Source organism: Pseudarthrobacter sp. GA104 (genome assembly GCF_009741265.1).
Lineage (GTDB): Bacteria > Actinomycetota > Actinomycetes > Actinomycetales > Micrococcaceae > Arthrobacter.
In genome coordinates this window covers 1,935,994-1,954,058 of the sequence record NZ_WOWL01000001.1, presented here as the reverse complement: position 1 = coordinate 1,954,058, position 18,065 = coordinate 1,935,994, and the positions used below count along the sequence as shown (strand labels likewise).

The 18,065-nt window shown below is 66.2% G+C and carries 13 protein-coding genes; 10 read left to right on the top strand and 3 right to left on the bottom strand.

Going from position 1 to position 18,065, the window contains the following annotated elements; translation table 11 throughout:
• The first annotated feature begins 104 nt into the window (after positions 1–104).
• From GK109_RS08895 to GK109_RS08875, 5 genes are all read left to right on the top strand, one after another.
• A complete protein-coding gene (locus GK109_RS08895) occupies positions 105–2,081 on the top strand; it encodes a BCCT family transporter (protein ID WP_157239858.1) in 1,977 nt (658 codons plus the stop codon).
• Positions 2,082–2,090: 9 nt separating this feature from the next.
• Entirely contained in the window at positions 2,091–3,068 is a 978-nt protein-coding gene (gene purU / locus GK109_RS08890) for a formyltetrahydrofolate deformylase (RefSeq protein ID WP_157239856.1), read from the top strand.
• Positions 3,069–3,106: 38 nt separating this feature from the next.
• The gene (locus tag GK109_RS08885; protein ID WP_157239854.1) at positions 3,107–5,614 is read left to right on the top strand and encodes an FAD-dependent oxidoreductase; all 2,508 of its coding nucleotides are present in this window, start codon (positions 3,107–3,109) and stop codon (positions 5,612–5,614) included.
• A gap of 94 nt (positions 5,615–5,708) precedes the next feature.
• Entirely contained in the window at positions 5,709–7,208 is a 1,500-nt protein-coding gene (locus GK109_RS08880; RefSeq protein WP_157239852.1) for an HNH endonuclease signature motif containing protein, read from the top strand.
• Between the two features lie 190 nt (positions 7,209–7,398).
• On the top strand, positions 7,399–7,632 hold the full coding sequence (locus GK109_RS08875; protein WP_157239850.1) for a hypothetical protein: 234 nt from the start codon (positions 7,399–7,401) through the stop codon (positions 7,630–7,632).
• Positions 7,633–7,741: 109 nt separating this feature from the next.
• Here GK109_RS08875 and GK109_RS08870 read toward each other — a convergent pair whose 3' ends face one another.
• The 3 genes from GK109_RS08870 to GK109_RS08860 form a co-directional block, all read right to left on the bottom strand.
• Positions 7,742–10,096: an FdhF/YdeP family oxidoreductase gene (locus tag GK109_RS08870; RefSeq protein ID WP_157239848.1), complete on the bottom strand. Its 2,355-nt coding sequence runs from the start codon at positions 10,094–10,096 to the stop codon at positions 7,742–7,744.
• A 137-nt stretch (positions 10,097–10,233) separates the two neighbouring features.
• A complete protein-coding gene (locus GK109_RS08865; RefSeq protein ID WP_157239846.1) occupies positions 10,234–10,854 on the bottom strand; it encodes an MBL fold metallo-hydrolase in 621 nt (206 codons plus the stop codon).
• The gene (locus GK109_RS08860; RefSeq protein ID WP_157239844.1) at positions 10,854–11,954 is read right to left on the bottom strand and encodes an S-(hydroxymethyl)mycothiol dehydrogenase; all 1,101 of its coding nucleotides are present in this window, start codon (positions 11,952–11,954) and stop codon (positions 10,854–10,856) included. Before GK109_RS08860 ends, GK109_RS08865 begins: the two co-directional genes overlap by 1 nt.
• 484 nt (positions 11,955–12,438) lie before the next feature.
• Here GK109_RS08860 and GK109_RS08855 point away from each other — a divergent pair, with 484 nt between their 5' ends.
• From GK109_RS08855 to GK109_RS08835, 5 genes are all read left to right on the top strand, one after another.
• Complete coding sequence (locus GK109_RS08855; RefSeq protein ID WP_157239842.1) at positions 12,439–13,809, top strand: MFS transporter; 1,371 nt, start codon at positions 12,439–12,441, stop codon at positions 13,807–13,809.
• 60 nt (positions 13,810–13,869) lie between these two features.
• Positions 13,870–15,123, top strand: coding sequence for an aminopeptidase P family protein (locus tag GK109_RS08850; protein ID WP_157239841.1), 1,254 nt, complete (start codon positions 13,870–13,872; stop codon positions 15,121–15,123).
• A gap of 81 nt (positions 15,124–15,204) precedes the next feature.
• Complete coding sequence (locus tag GK109_RS08845; RefSeq protein ID WP_157239838.1) at positions 15,205–16,044, top strand: IclR family transcriptional regulator; 840 nt, start codon at positions 15,205–15,207, stop codon at positions 16,042–16,044.
• A 68-nt stretch (positions 16,045–16,112) separates the two neighbouring features.
• On the top strand, positions 16,113–16,787 hold the full coding sequence (gene ribA / locus GK109_RS08840) for a GTP cyclohydrolase II (protein ID WP_157239837.1): 675 nt from the start codon (positions 16,113–16,115) through the stop codon (positions 16,785–16,787).
• A 16-nt stretch (positions 16,788–16,803) separates the two neighbouring features.
• Positions 16,804–18,027 carry an acyl-CoA dehydrogenase family protein gene (locus GK109_RS08835; RefSeq protein WP_157239835.1) on the top strand — a complete coding sequence of 408 codons (1,224 nt, stop codon included), beginning with the start codon at positions 16,804–16,806 and terminating at the stop codon, positions 18,025–18,027.
• Positions 18,028–18,065 lie beyond the last annotated feature (38 nt).

Genomic DNA, 18,065 nt, shown 5'->3' with positions numbered 1-18,065 from the left:
GCTGACCTTGATGACCGAATGCCAGGAAGACCCCGGTCTTCCGCCCGGCTTGGGGACGCCGGAGTACAGCGTCAAAACCGAGAATTCAAACCAAAGGACTTGACATGGCTTTGAGCAGCGACATCCGCCCGGATGCCCAACCCCCTCTCGAGATGGAAGAGCCCAAACCCGTGCCCGCACCGGAGCACGCTCCTTCCGCCCACGACTCACACGACGCGGAGGACACCGAACAAATCATGCAGGAACTCCGCCAGACCAGGGCCGAACAGGCTGTGGCAGAACGGCGGAACCGTAAGCTCACCCTCGACAAGGCCACCTTCGGCATCACCGGTGTCCTCGCCCTGGCCTTTGTGGCCTGGGGCTTCCTGGGCCGGGACAGCCTGGCCGCCACCTCAACACTCGCCCTGGGCTGGGTCATGGAGTACACCGGCTGGCTCTTTATGGTCCTGGCCTCGTTGTTCGTTGTGTTCGTCCTCTGGCTGGCCCTGGGCAAGTGGGGCAACATTCCCCTCGGCAAGGACGGCGAAAAGCCCGAGTTCCGCACCGTTTCATGGATCGCCATGATGTTCGCTGCCGGCATGGGTATCGGCCTGATGTTCTACGGCGTTGCCGAACCGCTCTACCACTACATTGCGCCGCCACCCGGCACCGTGGACGGACGGACCCCCGCAGCCATCCAGACGGCCATGGCCACCTCCATCTTCCACTGGACGCTGCACCCGTGGGCGATGTATGCCGTCGTCGGCATCGCCATGGCCTACGGCACATACCGCCTGGGCCGCCGGCAGCTGATCTCGGCAGCGTTCACGTCGCTGTTCGGCATCAGGACGGTAGAAGGCCCGGTGGGCAAGTTCATCAACATCCTGGCGATCTTTGCCACGCTGTTTGGCACGGCCGCGTCCCTGGGCCTCGGCGCACTCCAGATCGGCAGCGGACTGACATCCAACGGGTGGATCGGCGAGATCGGCACACCTGTACTGGTGGCCATCGTTGCCATCCTGACCGCCTGCTTCGTCGCCTCGGCAGTGTCCGGCATCAGCCGCGGCATCCAGTGGCTGTCCAACATCAACATGGTCCTCGCCGTGATCCTGGCGCTGATCGTCTTCGTGGCCGGACCCACCCTGTTCATCCTCAACCTCATTCCGGCCGCAGTAGGCGACTACGCCAGGGACCTGGCCGAAATGTCCTCGCGGACCGAAGCAGTGGGGGACGAGGCGCTGCGCACCTGGATGTCCGGCTGGACCATCTTCTACTGGGCCTGGTGGGTTTCCTGGACGCCGTTCGTGGGCATGTTCATCGCCAGGATCAGCCGCGGACGCACCATCCGGCAGTTCGTCACCGGTGTCCTGCTGGTTCCCAGCATCGTGAGCGTCATCTGGTTCGGGATCTTTGGCGGCACGGCCTTCAAGGTCCAGGAAGACGCGGACAAGGCCGGCACCCCGGGCCTGGTGTCCATGGCCAGCGGTTCACCGTCCATCGACTTCGACGGAGCCCTCTTCGACCTGGTCCGGAACATGTCCATGCCTGCCTGGCTGACCGCAGCCGTTATTGTCCTCGCCATGGTCCTGGTGGCCATCTTCTTCATCACCGGTGCCGACTCGGCGTCGATCATCATGGCGTCCCTGAGCTCCAACGGATCCTCCGACCCGAAGCGCGGGCTCGTCATCTTCTGGGGCCTGCTCACCGGCGCAGTCGCCGCCGTGATGATGCTGGCCGGCGGTGATGAGCCCTCCGAGGCGCTGTCCGGCCTGCAACGCATCACCATCGTGGCCGCCCTGCCGTTCGTGCTGGTCATGCTGCTGCTCTGTGTCGCCCTGGTCAAGGACCTGCGGCGGGACCCGCTGTCCCTGCGGCGGCGGCTGGCTGACTCCGTAGTTGAGCGCGCCATCCGTACGGGCGTTGACCAGCATGGCGGCGTCCAGTTCGACCTCGTCACCAAGCATGAATGCGGCGAACGCTGCCCGGACGGCACCTGCCGGGGAGACAGTCCAGGCAGTGATGCAGCCAGCAGCGATTCCCCGAAAGCGGGCACCACCAACGGTGTACCCGCTGACGCCATCAAACCGGCACCCACACTTTAGGAGCACACCATGACCATCGTTATCGAGAACATCCCGTCAGGCACCGCCGCTGTCGGCGCCCCTGCCAGCAGCACCGCCGCAGCCGCCGCAGCCACGGCGGGCCCCACCACGCGCCAGGCCCAGTTCGTCCTTACCCTGTCCTGCCCGGAGCAGCCCGGCATCGTCCGGGCAGTCACGGCCTTCCTGGCGGACCGCGGCTTCGACATCGTGGAGCACCAGCAGTTCGACGACCATGTCAGCGGCAAGCTCTACCTCCGCACGGCCTTCACCCTTGGCTCCGACATCCACCAGGAGAACGGGCTCAACCACCAGGACGTGGAAGGCCTCAGCTCGGCCTTTGCGCCCATCGCCGCTGAGTTCGCCATGGACTTCACCATCAACGACGGAAGGCCGCAGCGGCTCCTGGTGATGGTCTCGAAGTTCGGCCACTGCCTTAACGACCTCATCTTCCGGTGGCAGGCCGGGAGCCTTGGCGCGGAGATCGCCGTCGTGGTTTCCAACCATGAGGACCTGCGTCCCATGGCGGAAGCCGCCGGACTGCCCTTCATCCACGTCCCGGTGACGTCGGCCACCAAACCCGAGGCCGAGGCCCGGCTCCTGGAACTGGTGGCCGAGTACAACGCGGACCTGGTGGTCCTGGCCCGCTACATGCAGGTCCTTTCCAACGATCTGTGCGAAAGCCTCCGTGGCCGCGCCATCAACATCCACCACTCCTTCCTGCCCGGCTTCAAGGGCGCCAAGCCGTACCACCAGGCCTATGACCGCGGCGTGAAGCTCGTCGGAGCCACCGCCCACTACGTGACGGCAGACCTTGATGAGGGACCCATCATCGAGCAGGAGGTGTTCCGGGTGGACCACAGCCTCGACGCGGACGCCCTGGTGACCGTGGGCCGCGACGCCGAAACACAGGCGCTGGCCCGGGCCGTCAAATGGCACTGCCAGCACCGGGTCCTGCTCAACAACACCCGCACCGTCGTCTTCCGCTAACGCCAACGCCCGCCAAGCTAACAGGAGAAACAAGACCCATGAGCGCATCACCACGCGTTGTCATCATCGGCGCCGGCATTGTCGGAACCAACCTTGCCGACGAACTCGCCACCCGCGGCTGGACCAACATTACGGTGGTGGAACAGGGCCCGCTGGAACTTGCCGGCGGCTCCACGTCGCACGCGCCGGGCCTGGTGTTCCAGAACAACCCGTCACGGACCATGACCGAATTCGCCACCTACACGGTGAACAAGCTGCTGGCCCTGAGCAAGGACGGCCAGTCCTGCTTTAACCAGGTGGGCGGCCTGGAACTGGCAACCACCCCCGAGCGCCTGGCCGACCTCAAGCGCAAGATGGGCGTGATGACCTCCTGGGGCGTCGAAAGCAGGATCGTCGACGCCGACGAATGCGAAAAGATCTACCCCCTCCTGAACACGGGCAAGCTCACCGGCGGCCGCGAAGTCCTGGGCGGCCTGCTCATCCCCACCGACGGCCTGGCCCTGGCCGCCCGTGCGGTGCAGTTGCTGATCGAACGCTCCAGCGAGCGTGGCGTGACCTTCCTCGGCTCCACTACGGTGACCGGCATCGCCCGGGAGGGCGGCAAGGTGACCGGCGTCGAAACCGGCAACGGACTGATCCCGGCGGACATCGTGGTGTCCTGCGCAGGTTTCTGGGGCCGTGAACTCGGCAAGATGGTGGGCCTGGAAGTCCCGCTGCTGCCGCTGGCCCACCAGTACGCCATCAGCACCCCGCTGCCCGAACTCGAGGGCGTCAACGAGCTTCCCAAGGGCGCCGGCAAGCCCATCCTGCGCTACCAGGACAAGGACCTGTACTACCGGGAATGGGGCGATCGCATCGGCATCGGCAGCTACGCCCACCGCCCCATGCCGGTGGACATGTCCGCCCTGCCGAAGGTCGCCGCAGAGGAAATGTCGGACCACCGCATGCCCTCCCGCCTGGAGTTCACCCTGGAAGACTTCCTGCCCGCCTGGGAGGACAGCCAGGACCTGCTGCCGGCGCTGCGCAGCTCAGCGATCCAGGACGGCTTCAACGGTATCTTCTCCTTCACCCCGGACGGCGGACCGCTCATGGGCGAGGCGCCCGAGCTCTCCGGCTTCTTCGTGGCCGAAGCCGTCTGGGTCACGCACTCGGCCGGCGTGGCCAAGGCAATGGCGGAGCTGCTGGTGGAAGGCCGGTCCCGCACGGACCTGCACGGCTGCGAGCTCACCCGCTTCGAGAAGGTCCAGACCTCCGATGCGTACGTCAGCGAGACATCCCAGCAGAACTTCGTGGAGATCTACGACGTGATGCACCCGCTGCAGCCCAGGGAATCTCCGCGGGACCTGCGCGTGAGCCCGTTCAACGTCCGCCAGAAGGAACTGGGAGCGTTCTTCCTGGAGTCCGCCGGCTGGGAGCGGCCGCACTGGTTCGAGGCCAACCGCGGCCTGCTCGAGGAGCTGCCGGCCGAGTGGCAGGCGCCGGAGCGGGACTCCTGGTCCGCCATGTTCTCGTCCCCCATCTCGGCGGCTGAGGCGTGGAAGACGCGTACCGCCGTCGCACTTTTCGACATGACGCCGCTGAAGCGGCTGTCCGTGGTGGGCCCGGGCGCGCAGGCGCTGCTGCACCGGCTCAGCACCGGTAACATCGCGAAGAAGCCGGGCGCAGTCACGTACTGCCTGCTGCTGGAGCACGACGGCGGCATCCGCAGTGACGTGACGGTCGCGCGGCTGGCGGAGGAGGATTTCCAGCTGGGCGTGAACAGCAACGTGGACTTCGACTACCTCCGGGTGGAGGCCCGGAAGCAGTCCGTTGCCGATCCAAGCCAGTGGGTGCATGTCTCCGACATCACCGGCAGCACCTGCTGCATCGGGCTGTGGGGCCCGCTGGCGCGCGAAGTGATCGGCAAGGTCAGCTCGGACGACCTCACCAACGACGGCCTGAAGTACTTCCGCACCAAGGAAATCTCCGTGGGCGGCATCCCGGTGACAGCCATGCGGCTCTCCTACGTGGGCGAACTCGGCTGGGAGCTCTACACCACCGCCGAGTACGGGCTGAAGCTCTGGGACCTGCTGTTCGAGGCGGGCCGGGAGCACGGCATCATTGCCGCCGGCCGCGGCGCCTTCAACAGCATGCGGCTGGAGAAGGGGTACCGGCTGTGGGGCACGGACATGACGTCCGAGCACCACCCGTACGAGTCCGGCCTGGGCTTCTCGGTGGCCAAGGACAAGACCGGTTTCGTGGGTTGTGAGGCTCTCGCCGCCCGCAAGGAGCAGCCCGCCACGCGGGCGCTGCGCTGCCTGACGGTCGACGACGGCACGTCCATCGTGCTGGGCAAGGAACCGGTGTACGCGGACGGTGCTGCGGTTGGTTACGTCACGAGCGCCGCCTACGGCTACACCGTCCGCAGGCCGATCGCCTACGCTTGGCTGCCGGCGTCGGTATCCGAGGGCGACTCGGTGGAGATTGAGTACTTCGGCAAGCGCATCGCAGCCACCGTCACCCCCGAACCGCTCTTCGACCCGGGCATGGAGCGCCTCCGCGGCTAACCGTTCGCGGGAGGGTACGACATTTGCCCCCGGGCTCCCGTCCTCAGGTCGAGGCCCGCGGTTAAATGTCGTACCCTCCCGCGATGATTTTGGTATGGGGAAAGCGGCGGTGGCGAAGGCGTTTGCGGACATGAATGCCGCTCTTGCCGTGCTCATTGCCGAGGCGGACGGGTGCGGGTCTGAACCTTTTTCCGCTGCTGATCCGCTGGCCGGGCTGGCCGACGGGTGCCTGGACATCCTTGCCGGGGCCGCCGGGGTCCAGGCCAGAATTGCTGGATTGGTGGTCAGCGCTGCAGGGACTTACGCCGCCACCGCACGGGCGGCCGCCCCGCCGGACCCGCCCGTGCAGGCGCTTGAAAGGGCTATCGCCGCCGAGATCAGCTGTGTCATGGCCATCGGTGACCGGGCCGCCGGAGCCCTGCTGGCCCGCTCCCACGCCCTGACCACCTCCCTGCCCCGGACCCTCGCAGCCCTGCACAACGGCACCATCTCCTGGCAGCACGCCACCGTCATGGTGGACGAGACCGCCACCCTTGACCCCGCCGGCGCCGCCGCCCTGGAAGCCCACTTCCTGGACCCGGACACACCAAAACCCGCCACGGCCGCCCCGATCGGGGAGATCCCCGCGTACAGGTTCCGGGCCAAGGCGCGCACCTGGCGCGAACGCCACCACGCCGACTCCATCGAACAACGCCACGCCCAAGGGGTTTCGGACCGGCGGGTCGAATACCGGCCCGACCAGGACGGGATGGCCTGGCTCTCCGCCTACCTGCCCGCCCACCAGGCCACGGCCCTCTGGAACAAGCTCACCGCCCTCTCCCGGACCATGCAGGGACCGAACGAGCACCGCACCCTCACCCAACTCCGGGCGGATAGTTTCGCCGCAGGGCTCCTCAACAGCGGCAACACTACCGGCGTTACCGGTGCAGCCGGTGCCGGCGACGGCGGCGAGGGAACCGGTCCAAACCAAGCGCCAGTCCGGGCCGAGGTGCTGGTCACCGTGCCAGTGTTCGCCCTGCTGGGCTTGACGGACGAGCCGGCGTTGCTGGACGGGTACGGACCCATCCCGCCCTCCATGGCCCGGGACCTCGTCGCGGCCGGGGCGGATTCGTTCCACCGCGTCCTGGTCGATCCGCGGGACGGGGCGCCGCTGGAAATCGGCCGCACCAGCTACCGGGTCACCAAGGCCATGCGGAACTGGCTCAGGCTGCGGGACGGCAGATGCCCCTTCCCCGGCTGCAGCAACCACTCCCTCGACAACGAAGCCGACCACCTCCTCGCCTGGCACAACGGCGGCACCACAGGTGTATCGAACCTGGGACAGCCGTGCCCGAAACACCACAAACTCCGCCACACCAGCGGCTGGAAACCCACCCCCGCCACCACAACCGCACCACCCGGCTGGACCTCACCCACCGGCCGCCACTACACAAGCGAACACCAGGACTGGGAACCACCACGGTGGCCCCACCAAGTAAAGTCCGTCTCAGGCGGGGCAGGGTCCGTGGCCGGCGGGCCGCCGGACTTTGCCTACATCGGCCTCTCCCCGGGAGAAGAAGCCCTGGAGCGGCTCCTGCACGCCCCGCCCGCCTGAAGGGATACGGATGGTGGCTGAATCTTCAAAGCCGGACCAACCCGGGCCCACCCGTGCCCGGGTGTGGTGCGCTCATCTGCACCGCTGGTGACGCTGCAGCGCTCTCTGCCCTGCCCCTGAGCCCTCACCGTAACCTGCCTTCTTGCCCTGGCTTCATGCCCTGGCTTCATGCCAGTGTTTGGCTGTTGGGATGGCTGATGAGGAGGTTTCCAAGAACGTTCCTTCCGACGGGCACCTGCGGAAGGATGTCGCACCCGAGGCCGGGGGAGAACTCCAGGATGCAGCGCACCCGGAGAAAGCGGACAGCCGTTTCACGCCGGGGCAAACCAACGCCGGGCAGCAGATGCTTGGGCTGGCATCGGCCAGCGGCCACGGCAAGGACCTGGATGCCGAGGCAGAGACTGACGGCACCAACCCCGTGTAGGCGGCGGTCCAAGGGACAGAAAAGCGGCAGGAACAGAAAAGCGACGGCGACATCCGGCACGTGCCGAATATCGCCGTCGTCGTCAATGCCTGTAAACGCAGCCGTGGAACTACACCGCTGCGGCAGGCTCCAGCTCCTCTGACGAAACCTGCCCGGCCTCTTCAGCCACATGCGGGACGAAGCGGACGAACATGGCCTTGAACCCGGGGGTGTTGGAGACGCGGGCAACGTTGTCCTTGTGGACCAGGGCGTTGGCTTCGGGGAAGTACGCGGCGGCGCAGCCCTTGGCGGTGGGGTAGGCCACCAGGCGGAACTTGTCCGCCTTGCGGTCGTGGCCGCGGAAGGTGCTGACCACGTCCACCAGGTCCCGGTCCTTGAAGCCCAGTTCCACCAGGTCCTCGGGATGCACCAGGATGACGCGGCGGCCGCCCGAGATGCCGCGGTAGCGGTCGTCCAGGCCGTAGTAGGTGGTGTTGTACTGGTCGTGGCTGCGGATGGTCTGAAGCACAAGGTGCCCGTCCGGCGGCGTGAGGTATTCGAGCGGGCTGACGGTGAACCGGCCGCGGCCAATGTCGGTCTTGAAGGATCGGGTGTCGCGCGGCGGGTTGGGCAGCACGAACCCGTTCTTGGTCCGGATGCGGGTGTTGAAGTCCTCGAAGCCGGGCAGGACGCGGGCAATGTGGTCGCGGATCACGTCGTAGTCCTCGGCCATGGCCTTCCAGTCCACCGAATGGTCCGGGCCGAAGGTTGCTTCGGCCATGCGGGCCACGATGACCGGCTCGGAGAGCAGGTGCTCTGAGACAGGCTGGAGCCTGCCCTGGGTGGAGTGGACCACGGACATGGAGTCCTCCACGGACAGGAACTGGGCGCCGTTCGGGTGCTTGTCGTCCTTGTCCGTGCGGCCCAGCGTGGGCAGGATCAGCGAGGTGCGGCCGTGGACGATGTGGGAGCGGTTGGGCTTGGTGGAGATGTGCACGGTGAGGCCAATCCGCTGCATCCCGGCTTCCAGCGTTTCGGTGTCCGAGCAGGCCAGCGAAAAGTTGCCGCCCATGGACACAAACACGTCCACCTCGTCGCGTTCAAAGGCTTCCATGGCTTCGACGGCGTCATAGCCATGGTGCCGCGGAGACGTGATCCCGAACTCCGTATCCAGCGCTTGCAGGAGCCATTCCTTGGGTTTCTCCCAGATGCCCATGGTCCGGTCGCCCTGGACGTTGGAGTGCCCGCGGACGGGGCAGGCGCCGGCGCCGGGCTTGCCGAAGTTGCCCTGGAGGAGCAGGACGTTGACCATTTCCTTGATGGTGTCCACCGAGTGCGGCTGCTGCGTCACGCCCAGGGCCCAGCAAAAGATGGTGGCCTTGGACTTGATGAGCATCCCGGCCACGGTTTCGATCTGTTGGCGGGACAGGCCGGTGGCCTTCTCGGTCTCCGCCCAGTCCAGCTCCCGGCGGGCCTGGCGGTAGGCGTCGAACCCGTCCGTCTGCGCCTCCACAAAGGAATGGTCGACGACGGTCCCCGGGTTGCGTTCTTCCTCTGCCAGGAGGAGGTGGCCGAGGGCCTGGAACAGGGCGAGGTCGCCGCCCACCTTGATCTGCAGGTACTCATCGGCCAGGGGCGTGCCGCCGCCCACCACGCCGGAGACGGTCTGCGGATCCTTGAAGTTGAACAGGCCGGCCTCGGGCAGCGGATTGACCGCCACTACCTTGCCGCCCTTGTCCTTGCATTCCTTCAGCGCGGACAGCATGCGGGGATGGTTGGTTCCGGGATTCTGCCCAACGACGAAGATCAGCTCGGAATCGTGGATGTCGTCCAACGAAACGGTGCCCTTGCCGATCCCGATGGTCGGGTTCAGTGCGGACCCGGAGGACTCGTGGCACATGTTGGAGCAGTCCGGCAGGTTGTTCGTGCCGATGGCCCGGGCGTAGAGCTGGTACATGAACGCGGTCTCGTTCGCGGTGCGCCCGGAGGTGTAGAAGACGCAGCGGTCCGGAGTTGAAGCCCGGACGTGTTCCCCGATCAGCTCGAATGCCTCGGCCCAGGAGATCGGCGAGTAGTGGGTCTCGCCGGCGCGGATCACCATTGGCTCACTCAGCCGGCCCTGGTTGCCCAGCCAGTATTCGGTCTTGGTGGAGAGCTCGGCGATGGAGTGCTTTGCCCAGAACTCGGCACCAACGGTGCGGAGGGTGTTTTCCTCGGCCACGGCCTTGGCACCGTTCTCGCAGAACTCGGCCGCCTTGCGCTTCTTGTCCGATTCGGGCCACGCACAACCGGGGCAGTCGAAACCGCCGCGCTGGTTCAGCCGCAGCAGGGAGTGTGCCGTACGCGCGACCCCGGCCTGGGCCACGGCGCGCTCCAGCGCCACCATCACGGCTTTGACTCCCGCCGCCTCAACCTTGGGTTTGCGGACCTCCAGGTCGTCCTCATTGATGTCCGCGACGGGGGCGGGCTGTTTCCCGAACTTCATTGTCCCAACTTCCTTGCCGGCATTCGTCCTGCTCTTGCTGCCGTGCTCGTGCTTGCTGACTGCAGGTGCTCGTGGCGCCATGAAGGCGCGCCAGGCTTTCCCGGCGCGCCTGTTGGCACCTTAGTTGATTTCGACGGCTACTGCGCGATCCCCGCCAGGGTTTCCTGCTCCGCCGCGATGGTGGTGTTGTCGCCGTGTCCGGTGCGGACCACCGTCTCCGGCGGGAGGGTGAGCAGCCGTTCGCGGATGGAGGCCAGGATGGTGGGGTAGTCGCTGTAGGACCGCCCGGTGGCGCCGGGGCCGCCGTTGAACAGCGTGTCGCCGGTGAAGACGGTCCCTTCGCTCTCCAGGTAGAAGCAGGTGGAGCCGGGGGAGTGCCCGGGGGTGTGGATCGCCCGGAGGGTTGCCCCGCCCACCTGGAAGAGGTCGCCGTCGTTCAGTTCCCGGTCCGGCTTCGTGTCCGGGTACACCTGTTCCCAAAGGACCAGGTCCTCGGGGTTGAGGTAGATCGGGGCGTCGACGGCGTCAGCGACCTCGCGGGCGGCGCCGATGTGGTCGTTGTGGGCATGGGTCTGCAGGATGGCAAGGACCTTCCGGCCCCGGACCTGGTTGATGATCGCGGACGCGTCATGCGGGGAATCGATGATCACGCATTCTTCGTCGTTGCCCACGATCCAGACGTTGTTGTCGACGTCCCAGGTGCCGCCGTCGAGCGAAAACGTGCCCGAGGTGACCAGGTTCTCGATCCGGACGCCCATCAGGAACCCGCCACCGGCAGTTCGACGACGGAGCGGAGGACCTTGCCTTCGTGCATTTTCTCGAACGCTTCCTCCACCTGGTCGATGCTGATGCGCTCGGAAACGAAGGCGTCCAGGTCCAGGTTGCCCTGCTTGTAGTGGGAGACGAGCATCGGGAAGTCGCGGGAGGGAAGGCAGTCGCCGTACCAGGAGGACTTCAGCGATCCGCCCCGGCCAAAGACGTCCAGCAGCGGCAGTTCCAGCTTCATGTCCGGCGTCGGGACGCCCACCAGCACCACGCGGCCGGCGAGGTCGCGGGCGTAGAACGCCTGCTTGTAGGTTTCGGGACGGCCGACGGCGTCAATCACCACGTCGGCTCCGTTGCCTCCCGTGAGGGCGCGGATGGCCTCGATGGGGTCCTCCTTGCTGGAGTCGATGCCGTGCGTGGCGCCCAGCGACTTGGCCATGTCCACCTTGTTCGCGTCAATGTCCACGGCGATGATTGTGGTAGCGCCGGCCAGCTTGGCGCCGGCGATCGCGGCGATGCCCACGCCGCCGCAGCCGATCACCGCTACGGACTCGCCCCGCTTTACCTCGCCGGTGTTGATGGCGGCGCCGATGCCTGCCATCACTCCGCACCCCAGCAGCCCAACGGCGGCAGCATCAACCTCGGGGTCCACCTTGGTGCACTGTCCCGCGGCAACGAGGGTCTTCTCGGCGAAGGCGCCGATGCCCAGGGCAGGGGAGAGCTCGGTGCCGTCCTCGAGCGTCATTTTCTGGGTGGCGTTGGCGGTGTTGAAGCAGTACTGCGGCTGGCCCTTGGCACAGGCACGGCATTCGCCGCAAACGGCGCGCCAGTTCAGGATCACCCGGTCACCGGGGGCGATGGATGTGACACCGTCACCCACGGCGGACACAACACCCGTGGCTTCATGGCCCAGGAGGAAGGGGAAGTCATCGTTGATGGCGCCCTGCTTGTAGTGCAGGTCCGTATGGCAGACGCCGCAGGTCAGGATGTCAACGAGCGCCTCACCCGGTCCCGGATCCGGAACCAGGATGGTCTCCACTGACACCGGAGCGTTCTTTTCCTTGGCAATGACGGCCTTGACTTTGTGAACCATGTTTCCTGTGTTCCTTTCGTTGGCCGGACGAAAGTTCCCGGCCCGACTATCAATTCTAGGAGCTGCGGCACCTCCGGACGGCTACCCAAAGGGGTGGGCGGGAGCCCCCAAAGGGGTGGTTCGCGCCGCTCGATCCTCCCGGCATCTCCCGAATCAATTGCGTATTACACAACGCGATGCGTATAGCGCTTACACGAAATATGTCAGTCGCCTTGTGGGGTGTCAACAGCACGGCCTGGCTGCCACGCGCCGCGCGCTTCACGCCAGCATACGCAAGCACGCACCCTTCACTGCAACCTTATTGCATGTGCAGCAACGTGCTCCTGGAAGTCAGCCTCAAGACCAGGGCCTTAGCAGCCTTCCGTACCAACCGAGCGTGCAAAGAAATTGCCCTTTCCAAAAACCATTGACTGTGGCCGCCGTCACGCCTATTCTGGTGCAACAGCGTTGCGCTGAATGCAACCACAAACACTTTGGTGGATACATGAGTAACGAAACTTCTTCCCCCGCCCGTGAGCGGGAAGCTGGCCCGGAGTCGAATGGAACCCCGTCCAGCAACCCCACGCCTGCTGACAATGCCGTCAGCAAGGAAACGCGCCGCCGCGTCATTGCGGCCAGCTTCATCGGCAACTTCGTCGAATGGTTCGACTACGCGGTCTACGGCTACCTGGCCGTCACTATCGCATCAGTCTTCTTCCCGGAATCCGACCCGCAGACCGGGCTCCTGCTGACCTTCGCCCTGTTTGCCATTTCATTCCTGGTGCGGCCGCTCGGCGGCTTCGTCTGGGGCCACATTGGCGACAAGGTTGGCCGGCGGACAGCCCTCTCGCTGTCGATCCTGATAATGTCCGGAGCAACTTTCTGCATCGCGCTGATTCCCGGATACGGCACGATCGGAATCTGGGCTCCCATCCTGCTCCTGGTCATAAGGGTGATCCAGGGCTTCTCTGCCTCGGGCGAGTACGCGGGAGCATCGGCGTTCCTGGTGGAGTACGCCCCCGCCAACAAGCGGGGCCTGTATGCCGCGGTTGTTCCCGCCAGCACCGCAGCCGGCCTCCTGCTCGGTTCACTGATCGCCGGGCTGCTGACCACGCTGCTCGCTGCCGACGCGATGCAGAGCTGGGGCTGGCGGCTGCCGTTCCTCCTGGCCGCCCCGATGGGCCTGATCGGCCGATACATCCGGACAAAGCTCGAAGACACCCCGGTGTTCCGCGATCTGGAGGCCCAGGACCACGCTGCCAAGGCGCCCGTCTCCAGCCTCTTCCGCAACCACTGGCGGCAACTGCTCCAGGCCGTCGGGGCCGTCCTGCTCAACGCCGTCGGCTTCTACGTGATCCTCAGCTACATGCCCACCTACCTGTCCTCGGAACTGGGCCTGGGCGAGACCGAATCATTCCTTGCCACGACCATCGCGCTGGTCACCTACATCGGCTTCATCTTCCTCACCGGCATGCTCTCGGACCGGTACGGGCGCAAGAAGGTACTGATCACCGCATCAGTCGCCTTCATCGTCCTGACAGTTCCTGCGTTCGCACTGCTCGGGACCGGCAACTTCCTGGTGATCGTCCTGGTCCAGATCCTGCTGGGCGCCATGCTCACCCTCAACGACGGCACGCTCCCCAGCTTCCTGGCTGAAATGTTCCCCACCCGGGTCCGCTACAGCGGCTTTGCCGTCAGCTTCAACCTCTCCAACGCCCTCTTCGGCGGCACCGCCCCGTTCATGGCGACGCTCCTCATCGCCGCAACCGCAAACGACCTGGCGCCGGCCTGGTACCTCGTCGCTGCCGCCGTCGTTTCGCTCATCGCCGTGGCACTCTCCAGGGAAACCTGCAAAGAGCCGCTGCGGCACGAATAACTTCCGTCCCTACCGAACCACCTGCACATCGAAAATGCACCAGAGAAAGGCATCGCCACGATGACCATCACCACCGAGAACGCCACCACCGTCGCCGAACTCGAGCGCACCAAGATCCTCAAGAACGGCGAGAAGGTCAGCCTCACGTTCTCCGACGCCGAGTTCGAACGCCGGCTCGCGGGCCTCCGGCGGATCATGGCAGAGAAGGAACTGGACGCCGTCGTCCTCACCAGCTACCACTCCATCAAGTACTACTCGGACTTCCTGTTCACCACCTTCGGCCGTTCCTACGGCATGGTGGTCACCAAGGATGACACCGTCACCGTTACCGCCAATATCGACGCCGGCATGCCTTGGCGCCGCAGCTACGGCGACAACATCGTCTACACGGACTGGCGCCGGGACAACTACATCTTCGCCATCCAGGAAGTCCTGCGGACCCGCGGCATCAACCCCCGCCGCCTCGGCGTCGAGGATGACTCGCTCCCGCTGGACAACCGCAACAAGATCCAGGCAGCCTTCCCGTCCGCAACCCTGGTGGACGTGGCCCAGGCCGCCATGCGCCAGCGCATGATCAAGTCCGCCGAGGAAATCGAAGTCATCAAGCACGGTGCCCGGATCGGCGACCTGGGCGGCGAAGCCATCCGCAACGCCATCACCGCCGGGATCACCGAGTACGAGGTCGCGCTGATCGGTACGGAGGCCATGGTCCACGAGATCGCCCGGACCTTCCCCGACTCGGAAATCCGTGATACCTGGGTCTGGTTCCAGTCCGGCATCAACACCGACGGCGCCCACAACTGGGCCACCACCCGCAAGATCCAGGAACACGACATCCTGTCCCTGAACTGCTTCCCCATGACCTCCGGCTACTACACCGCCCTGGAGCGCACCCTGTTCTACGGCGAGCCGGACGCCCGGTCCCTGGAGCTGTGGAACATCAACGTGGAAGTCCACAAGCGAGGCCTCGAACTGATCAAGCCCGGCGCGGTCTGCAAGGACATCGCAGCGGAACTCAACGAGATCTACGTCGGGTATGGACTCCTGGCCAACCGCACCTTCGGCTACGGACACTCCTTCGGCGTCCTCAGCCACTACTACGGCCGGGAAGCCGGGCTGGAGCTCCGCGAGGATATCGACACCGTCCTGGAGCCGGGCATGGTGGTCTCCATGGAGCCGATGATCACCGTCCTTGACGGCCAGCCGGGCGCCGGCGGCTACCGCGAGCACGACATCCTGGTGGTGGGCGAGGACGGCGCGGAGAACATCACCAAGTTCCCGTTCGGCCCCGAGTACAACATCATCGGCGCCTAGCCTTCCAGGAACGAAACCCGGAAGCGGCGCCACCCCCGTGGCGCCGCTTCCGGCCTCCCTTAGGGAATGATGGGTACCACCATGAGTGCAGCAGAATCCGAGACCACAGGCAACGGCGACAGCAAGGGCGCTTCCGTCATCGTCAACGCCATCGCCGTCCTCCGGACTTTCTCGGCGGACGAGCCACTGCTCGGCGTCACCGAGATTGCCAACCGCGTGGGGCTGCACAAAAGCACCGTCTCCAGGATCCTGGCCACTTTTGAACAGGAGCACCTGGTGGAGCGGGACCCCGAGACGCGCCGCTTCCGGCTCGGCCTGGGCCTGATCGCCGTCGCCGGGCCGCTCCTCGCCGAACTCGAGGAGCGCCGCGTCGCCTACCCGGTTCTGCGGGAGCTGTCCGAGCAGACCGGTGAAACCAGTGCACTCATGGTGTGGAGCGGTGACGAATCCATCTGCGTGGAGCAGATCGCCAGCCACCACCAGATCAAGCACACCACCCCGCTGGGTGCCCGGTACAGCGACGCCCTCAGCTCCTCAGTCCAGGTCTTCCTCGCCCAGGAGCCGGAGGAAAGGGTCCGCTCCCTGCTCAGCAGCGGGACGATCAGCTATCCCGGCCTGGACGAATCCAGCCTGGATGCCTACCTGGTCCGGCTGAAGGACGACCTCCGCCGCGGCTGGGCCGTCAACTACGGGGAAACCTCCATCGATGAGGTGGGACTGGCGGCCCCCGTTTACGACCATCGGGGTGAGGTGGTGGCTGCCGTCCTTATCCCCGCGCCGCGGTTCCGGGTCTCCACGGAGCGCCTCCAGGCCTTGGGGGAGTCATGCGCGGCAGCTGCTGCCAAGGTCACTGCGCGCCTGGGCGGCAGGCCGCGCGAAGCTGCCGGGCGCGTCTCCGGCCAGCGGCAGCGCGGAAAATAAAGCTTGTAGCTTCAAGTAAGCTCGGGTATCGTTAGGTTGAAAGTTCAACTAACGCCTGAGGACCCGAAATGCCCCTGACCAGTAACCAGTACGTCAGCCGCGGGCTCGGTAGCGCCACCGTTCGCAGCCGGGTCAGCGTTCCCCTGCGCTTTCCGGACGGCTATGCCGCAACCGCCGACGTCCTCACCTTCCACGGGCTTGCCGACGGCAAGGAGCACCTCCTGCTTGGACTCGGCGGCTGGGAACAGGCCCTGCTGCTCCACGGGGAATCGGCGCAGTCCGCGCCCCTTGTCCGGCTCCACAGTGAATGCCTCACGGGCGATGTGTTTGGCAGCGAGCGGTGCGACTGCGGCCCCCAACTGCGCGAAGGGGTGGAGGAGATCGCGGCCACCGGCGGGTTCCTGCTGTACCTGCGCCAGGAAGGCAGGGGCATCGGCCTGTACTCAAAGCTCGATGCGTACGCGTTGCAGGACGCAGGCCTGGACACCTACGAAGCGAACGTGGCCCTGGGCCACGGCGAGGACGAGCGGGACTACACGGCCGCTGCCCAGATGCTCGCCGCGCTTGGCGCCACGTCAGTCCGCCTCCTCAGCAACAACCCGGACAAGACGGCCCAACTGAAGGCGCTGGGCATAGAGGTCACCGAACAGGTCCCCACGGGAGTGCACCTGTCTCCGGCAAACCACCGCTACCTCGCCGCCAAGCGGGACCGCACCGCCCATACCCTGGACTTTGCGGCCTGAGGCGGGCGGGACAGGCATGACAATCTATATCGACGATGTTTCCGCCGGCGTGTCCACCGTTCCTGGATCCGCGTCTACGGGGATCCCAACACATGAGGAACTGCTGGCCAGGGTTGATGCCCTGGTTCCCCGGCTGAGGGAGCGGGCGGAGGAAACGGAGAACCTGCGGCGCATCCCGGACATCACACTGCTGGAACTGCAGGACGCCGGCGTCTTCAGGATCCTCGCCCCCATCGGTGTCGGCGGTTATGGAATGGGCGTGGAAACCTATGGTGAGGTGGTGCGGAGGCTGGCCCGGGGCTGCCCCTCCACGGCCTGGAACGCCGGGCACCTGATGGAGCACGTCTGGATGCTCGCACGCTGGCCGCAAGCGGTGCAGGATGAAGTGTTCGCAGGCGGCCCGGCGCCCCTGGCAGCCGCCACCGGCGCGCCGGTCGGCATTGCCGAGGAGGCGCCCGGCGGTTACCTCATCACCGGCCGCTGGAGCTTCGCCTCCGGCGTGCTGCACTCCCAGTGGGCGCTCCTGGCGGTGGACCACAACGGCGTGCGCCTGCAGTGCCTTGTCCCCATCAACGATGTGGAGATAGTGGACACCTGGCACACCGCCGGCCTGAGGGGAACCGGAAGCAACGACATCCACGCACAGCAATTGTTTGTGCCTGCCCGCCGGGCAGCGGCCTGGACCCTGCTGACGGCTGAGGACAATCCCGGCAGCCGCATTCATCCGGACCCCATCATCAGCACGCCCATGGGCACGCTGTTGAACATTGTTGCCCCTTCGGCCGCACTGGGAGCCGCGGAACTCGCCCTGGAGCTGTTCCGGGAACAGATGCTCAGGCGCAAGGTCAAGAACACTGCGGAGAGCCGACAGGCGGACTCTGCCGTTGCGCAGGCGCGTTTCGCCCAGGCTTACGGGCTGGTTGCCACCGCACGGCTGCACTGGGCGGAGGCGGTGCGGCTGGTGGACGCGTCCCATCGACGGCAGCCGAGGACCATGGCGGAGGGGACGAGGGCGCAGTATCGCCTGTCCTTTGCCCTCAGCGGCGAGGCCGCTGCCCAGGCCGTCAACCTGGTCATGGCCCGCTCCGGCGGAAGCGCCCACCGGCTTTCGCATCCGCTCCAGCGGATCCAGCGGGATGCGGGCGTCCTGCTTAACCATCCAACCCTGGCCACCGATCCCATCCTTGAGCAGGCGGGCCGGGGGCTCCTTGGCCTGGGCCTGTCGGTCTCCAGTTTCTAGCAGGCACCGACGGCGGCGCTGGCCCCGGGGACCGCCAC

Excerpts from the sequence above, each read along its gene's own strand:
- GK109_RS08895 (WP_157239858.1), top strand. The coding sequence starts at position 105 with ATGGCTTTGAGCAGCGACATCCGCCCGGATGCCCAACCCCCTCTCGAG.
- purU (WP_157239856.1), top strand. The coding sequence starts at position 2,091 with ATGACCATCGTTATCGAGAACATCCCGTCAGGCACCGCCGCTGTCGGC.
- GK109_RS08885 (WP_157239854.1), top strand. The coding sequence starts at position 3,107 with ATGAGCGCATCACCACGCGTTGTCATCATCGGCGCCGGCATTGTCGGA.
- GK109_RS08880 (WP_157239852.1), top strand. The coding sequence starts at position 5,709 with ATGGGGAAAGCGGCGGTGGCGAAGGCGTTTGCGGACATGAATGCCGCT.
- GK109_RS08875 (WP_157239850.1), top strand. The coding sequence starts at position 7,399 with ATGGCTGATGAGGAGGTTTCCAAGAACGTTCCTTCCGACGGGCACCTG.
- GK109_RS08870 (WP_157239848.1), bottom strand. The coding sequence starts at position 10,096 with ATGAAGTTCGGGAAACAGCCCGCCCCCGTCGCGGACATCAATGAGGAC.
- GK109_RS08865 (WP_157239846.1), bottom strand. The coding sequence starts at position 10,854 with ATGGGCGTCCGGATCGAGAACCTGGTCACCTCGGGCACGTTTTCGCTC.
- GK109_RS08860 (WP_157239844.1), bottom strand. The coding sequence starts at position 11,954 with ATGGTTCACAAAGTCAAGGCCGTCATTGCCAAGGAAAAGAACGCTCCG.
- GK109_RS08855 (WP_157239842.1), top strand. The coding sequence starts at position 12,439 with ATGAGTAACGAAACTTCTTCCCCCGCCCGTGAGCGGGAAGCTGGCCCG.
- GK109_RS08850 (WP_157239841.1), top strand. The coding sequence starts at position 13,870 with ATGACCATCACCACCGAGAACGCCACCACCGTCGCCGAACTCGAGCGC.
- GK109_RS08845 (WP_157239838.1), top strand. The coding sequence starts at position 15,205 with ATGAGTGCAGCAGAATCCGAGACCACAGGCAACGGCGACAGCAAGGGC.
- ribA (WP_157239837.1), top strand. The coding sequence starts at position 16,113 with ATGCCCCTGACCAGTAACCAGTACGTCAGCCGCGGGCTCGGTAGCGCC.
- GK109_RS08835 (WP_157239835.1), top strand. The coding sequence starts at position 16,804 with ATGACAATCTATATCGACGATGTTTCCGCCGGCGTGTCCACCGTTCCT.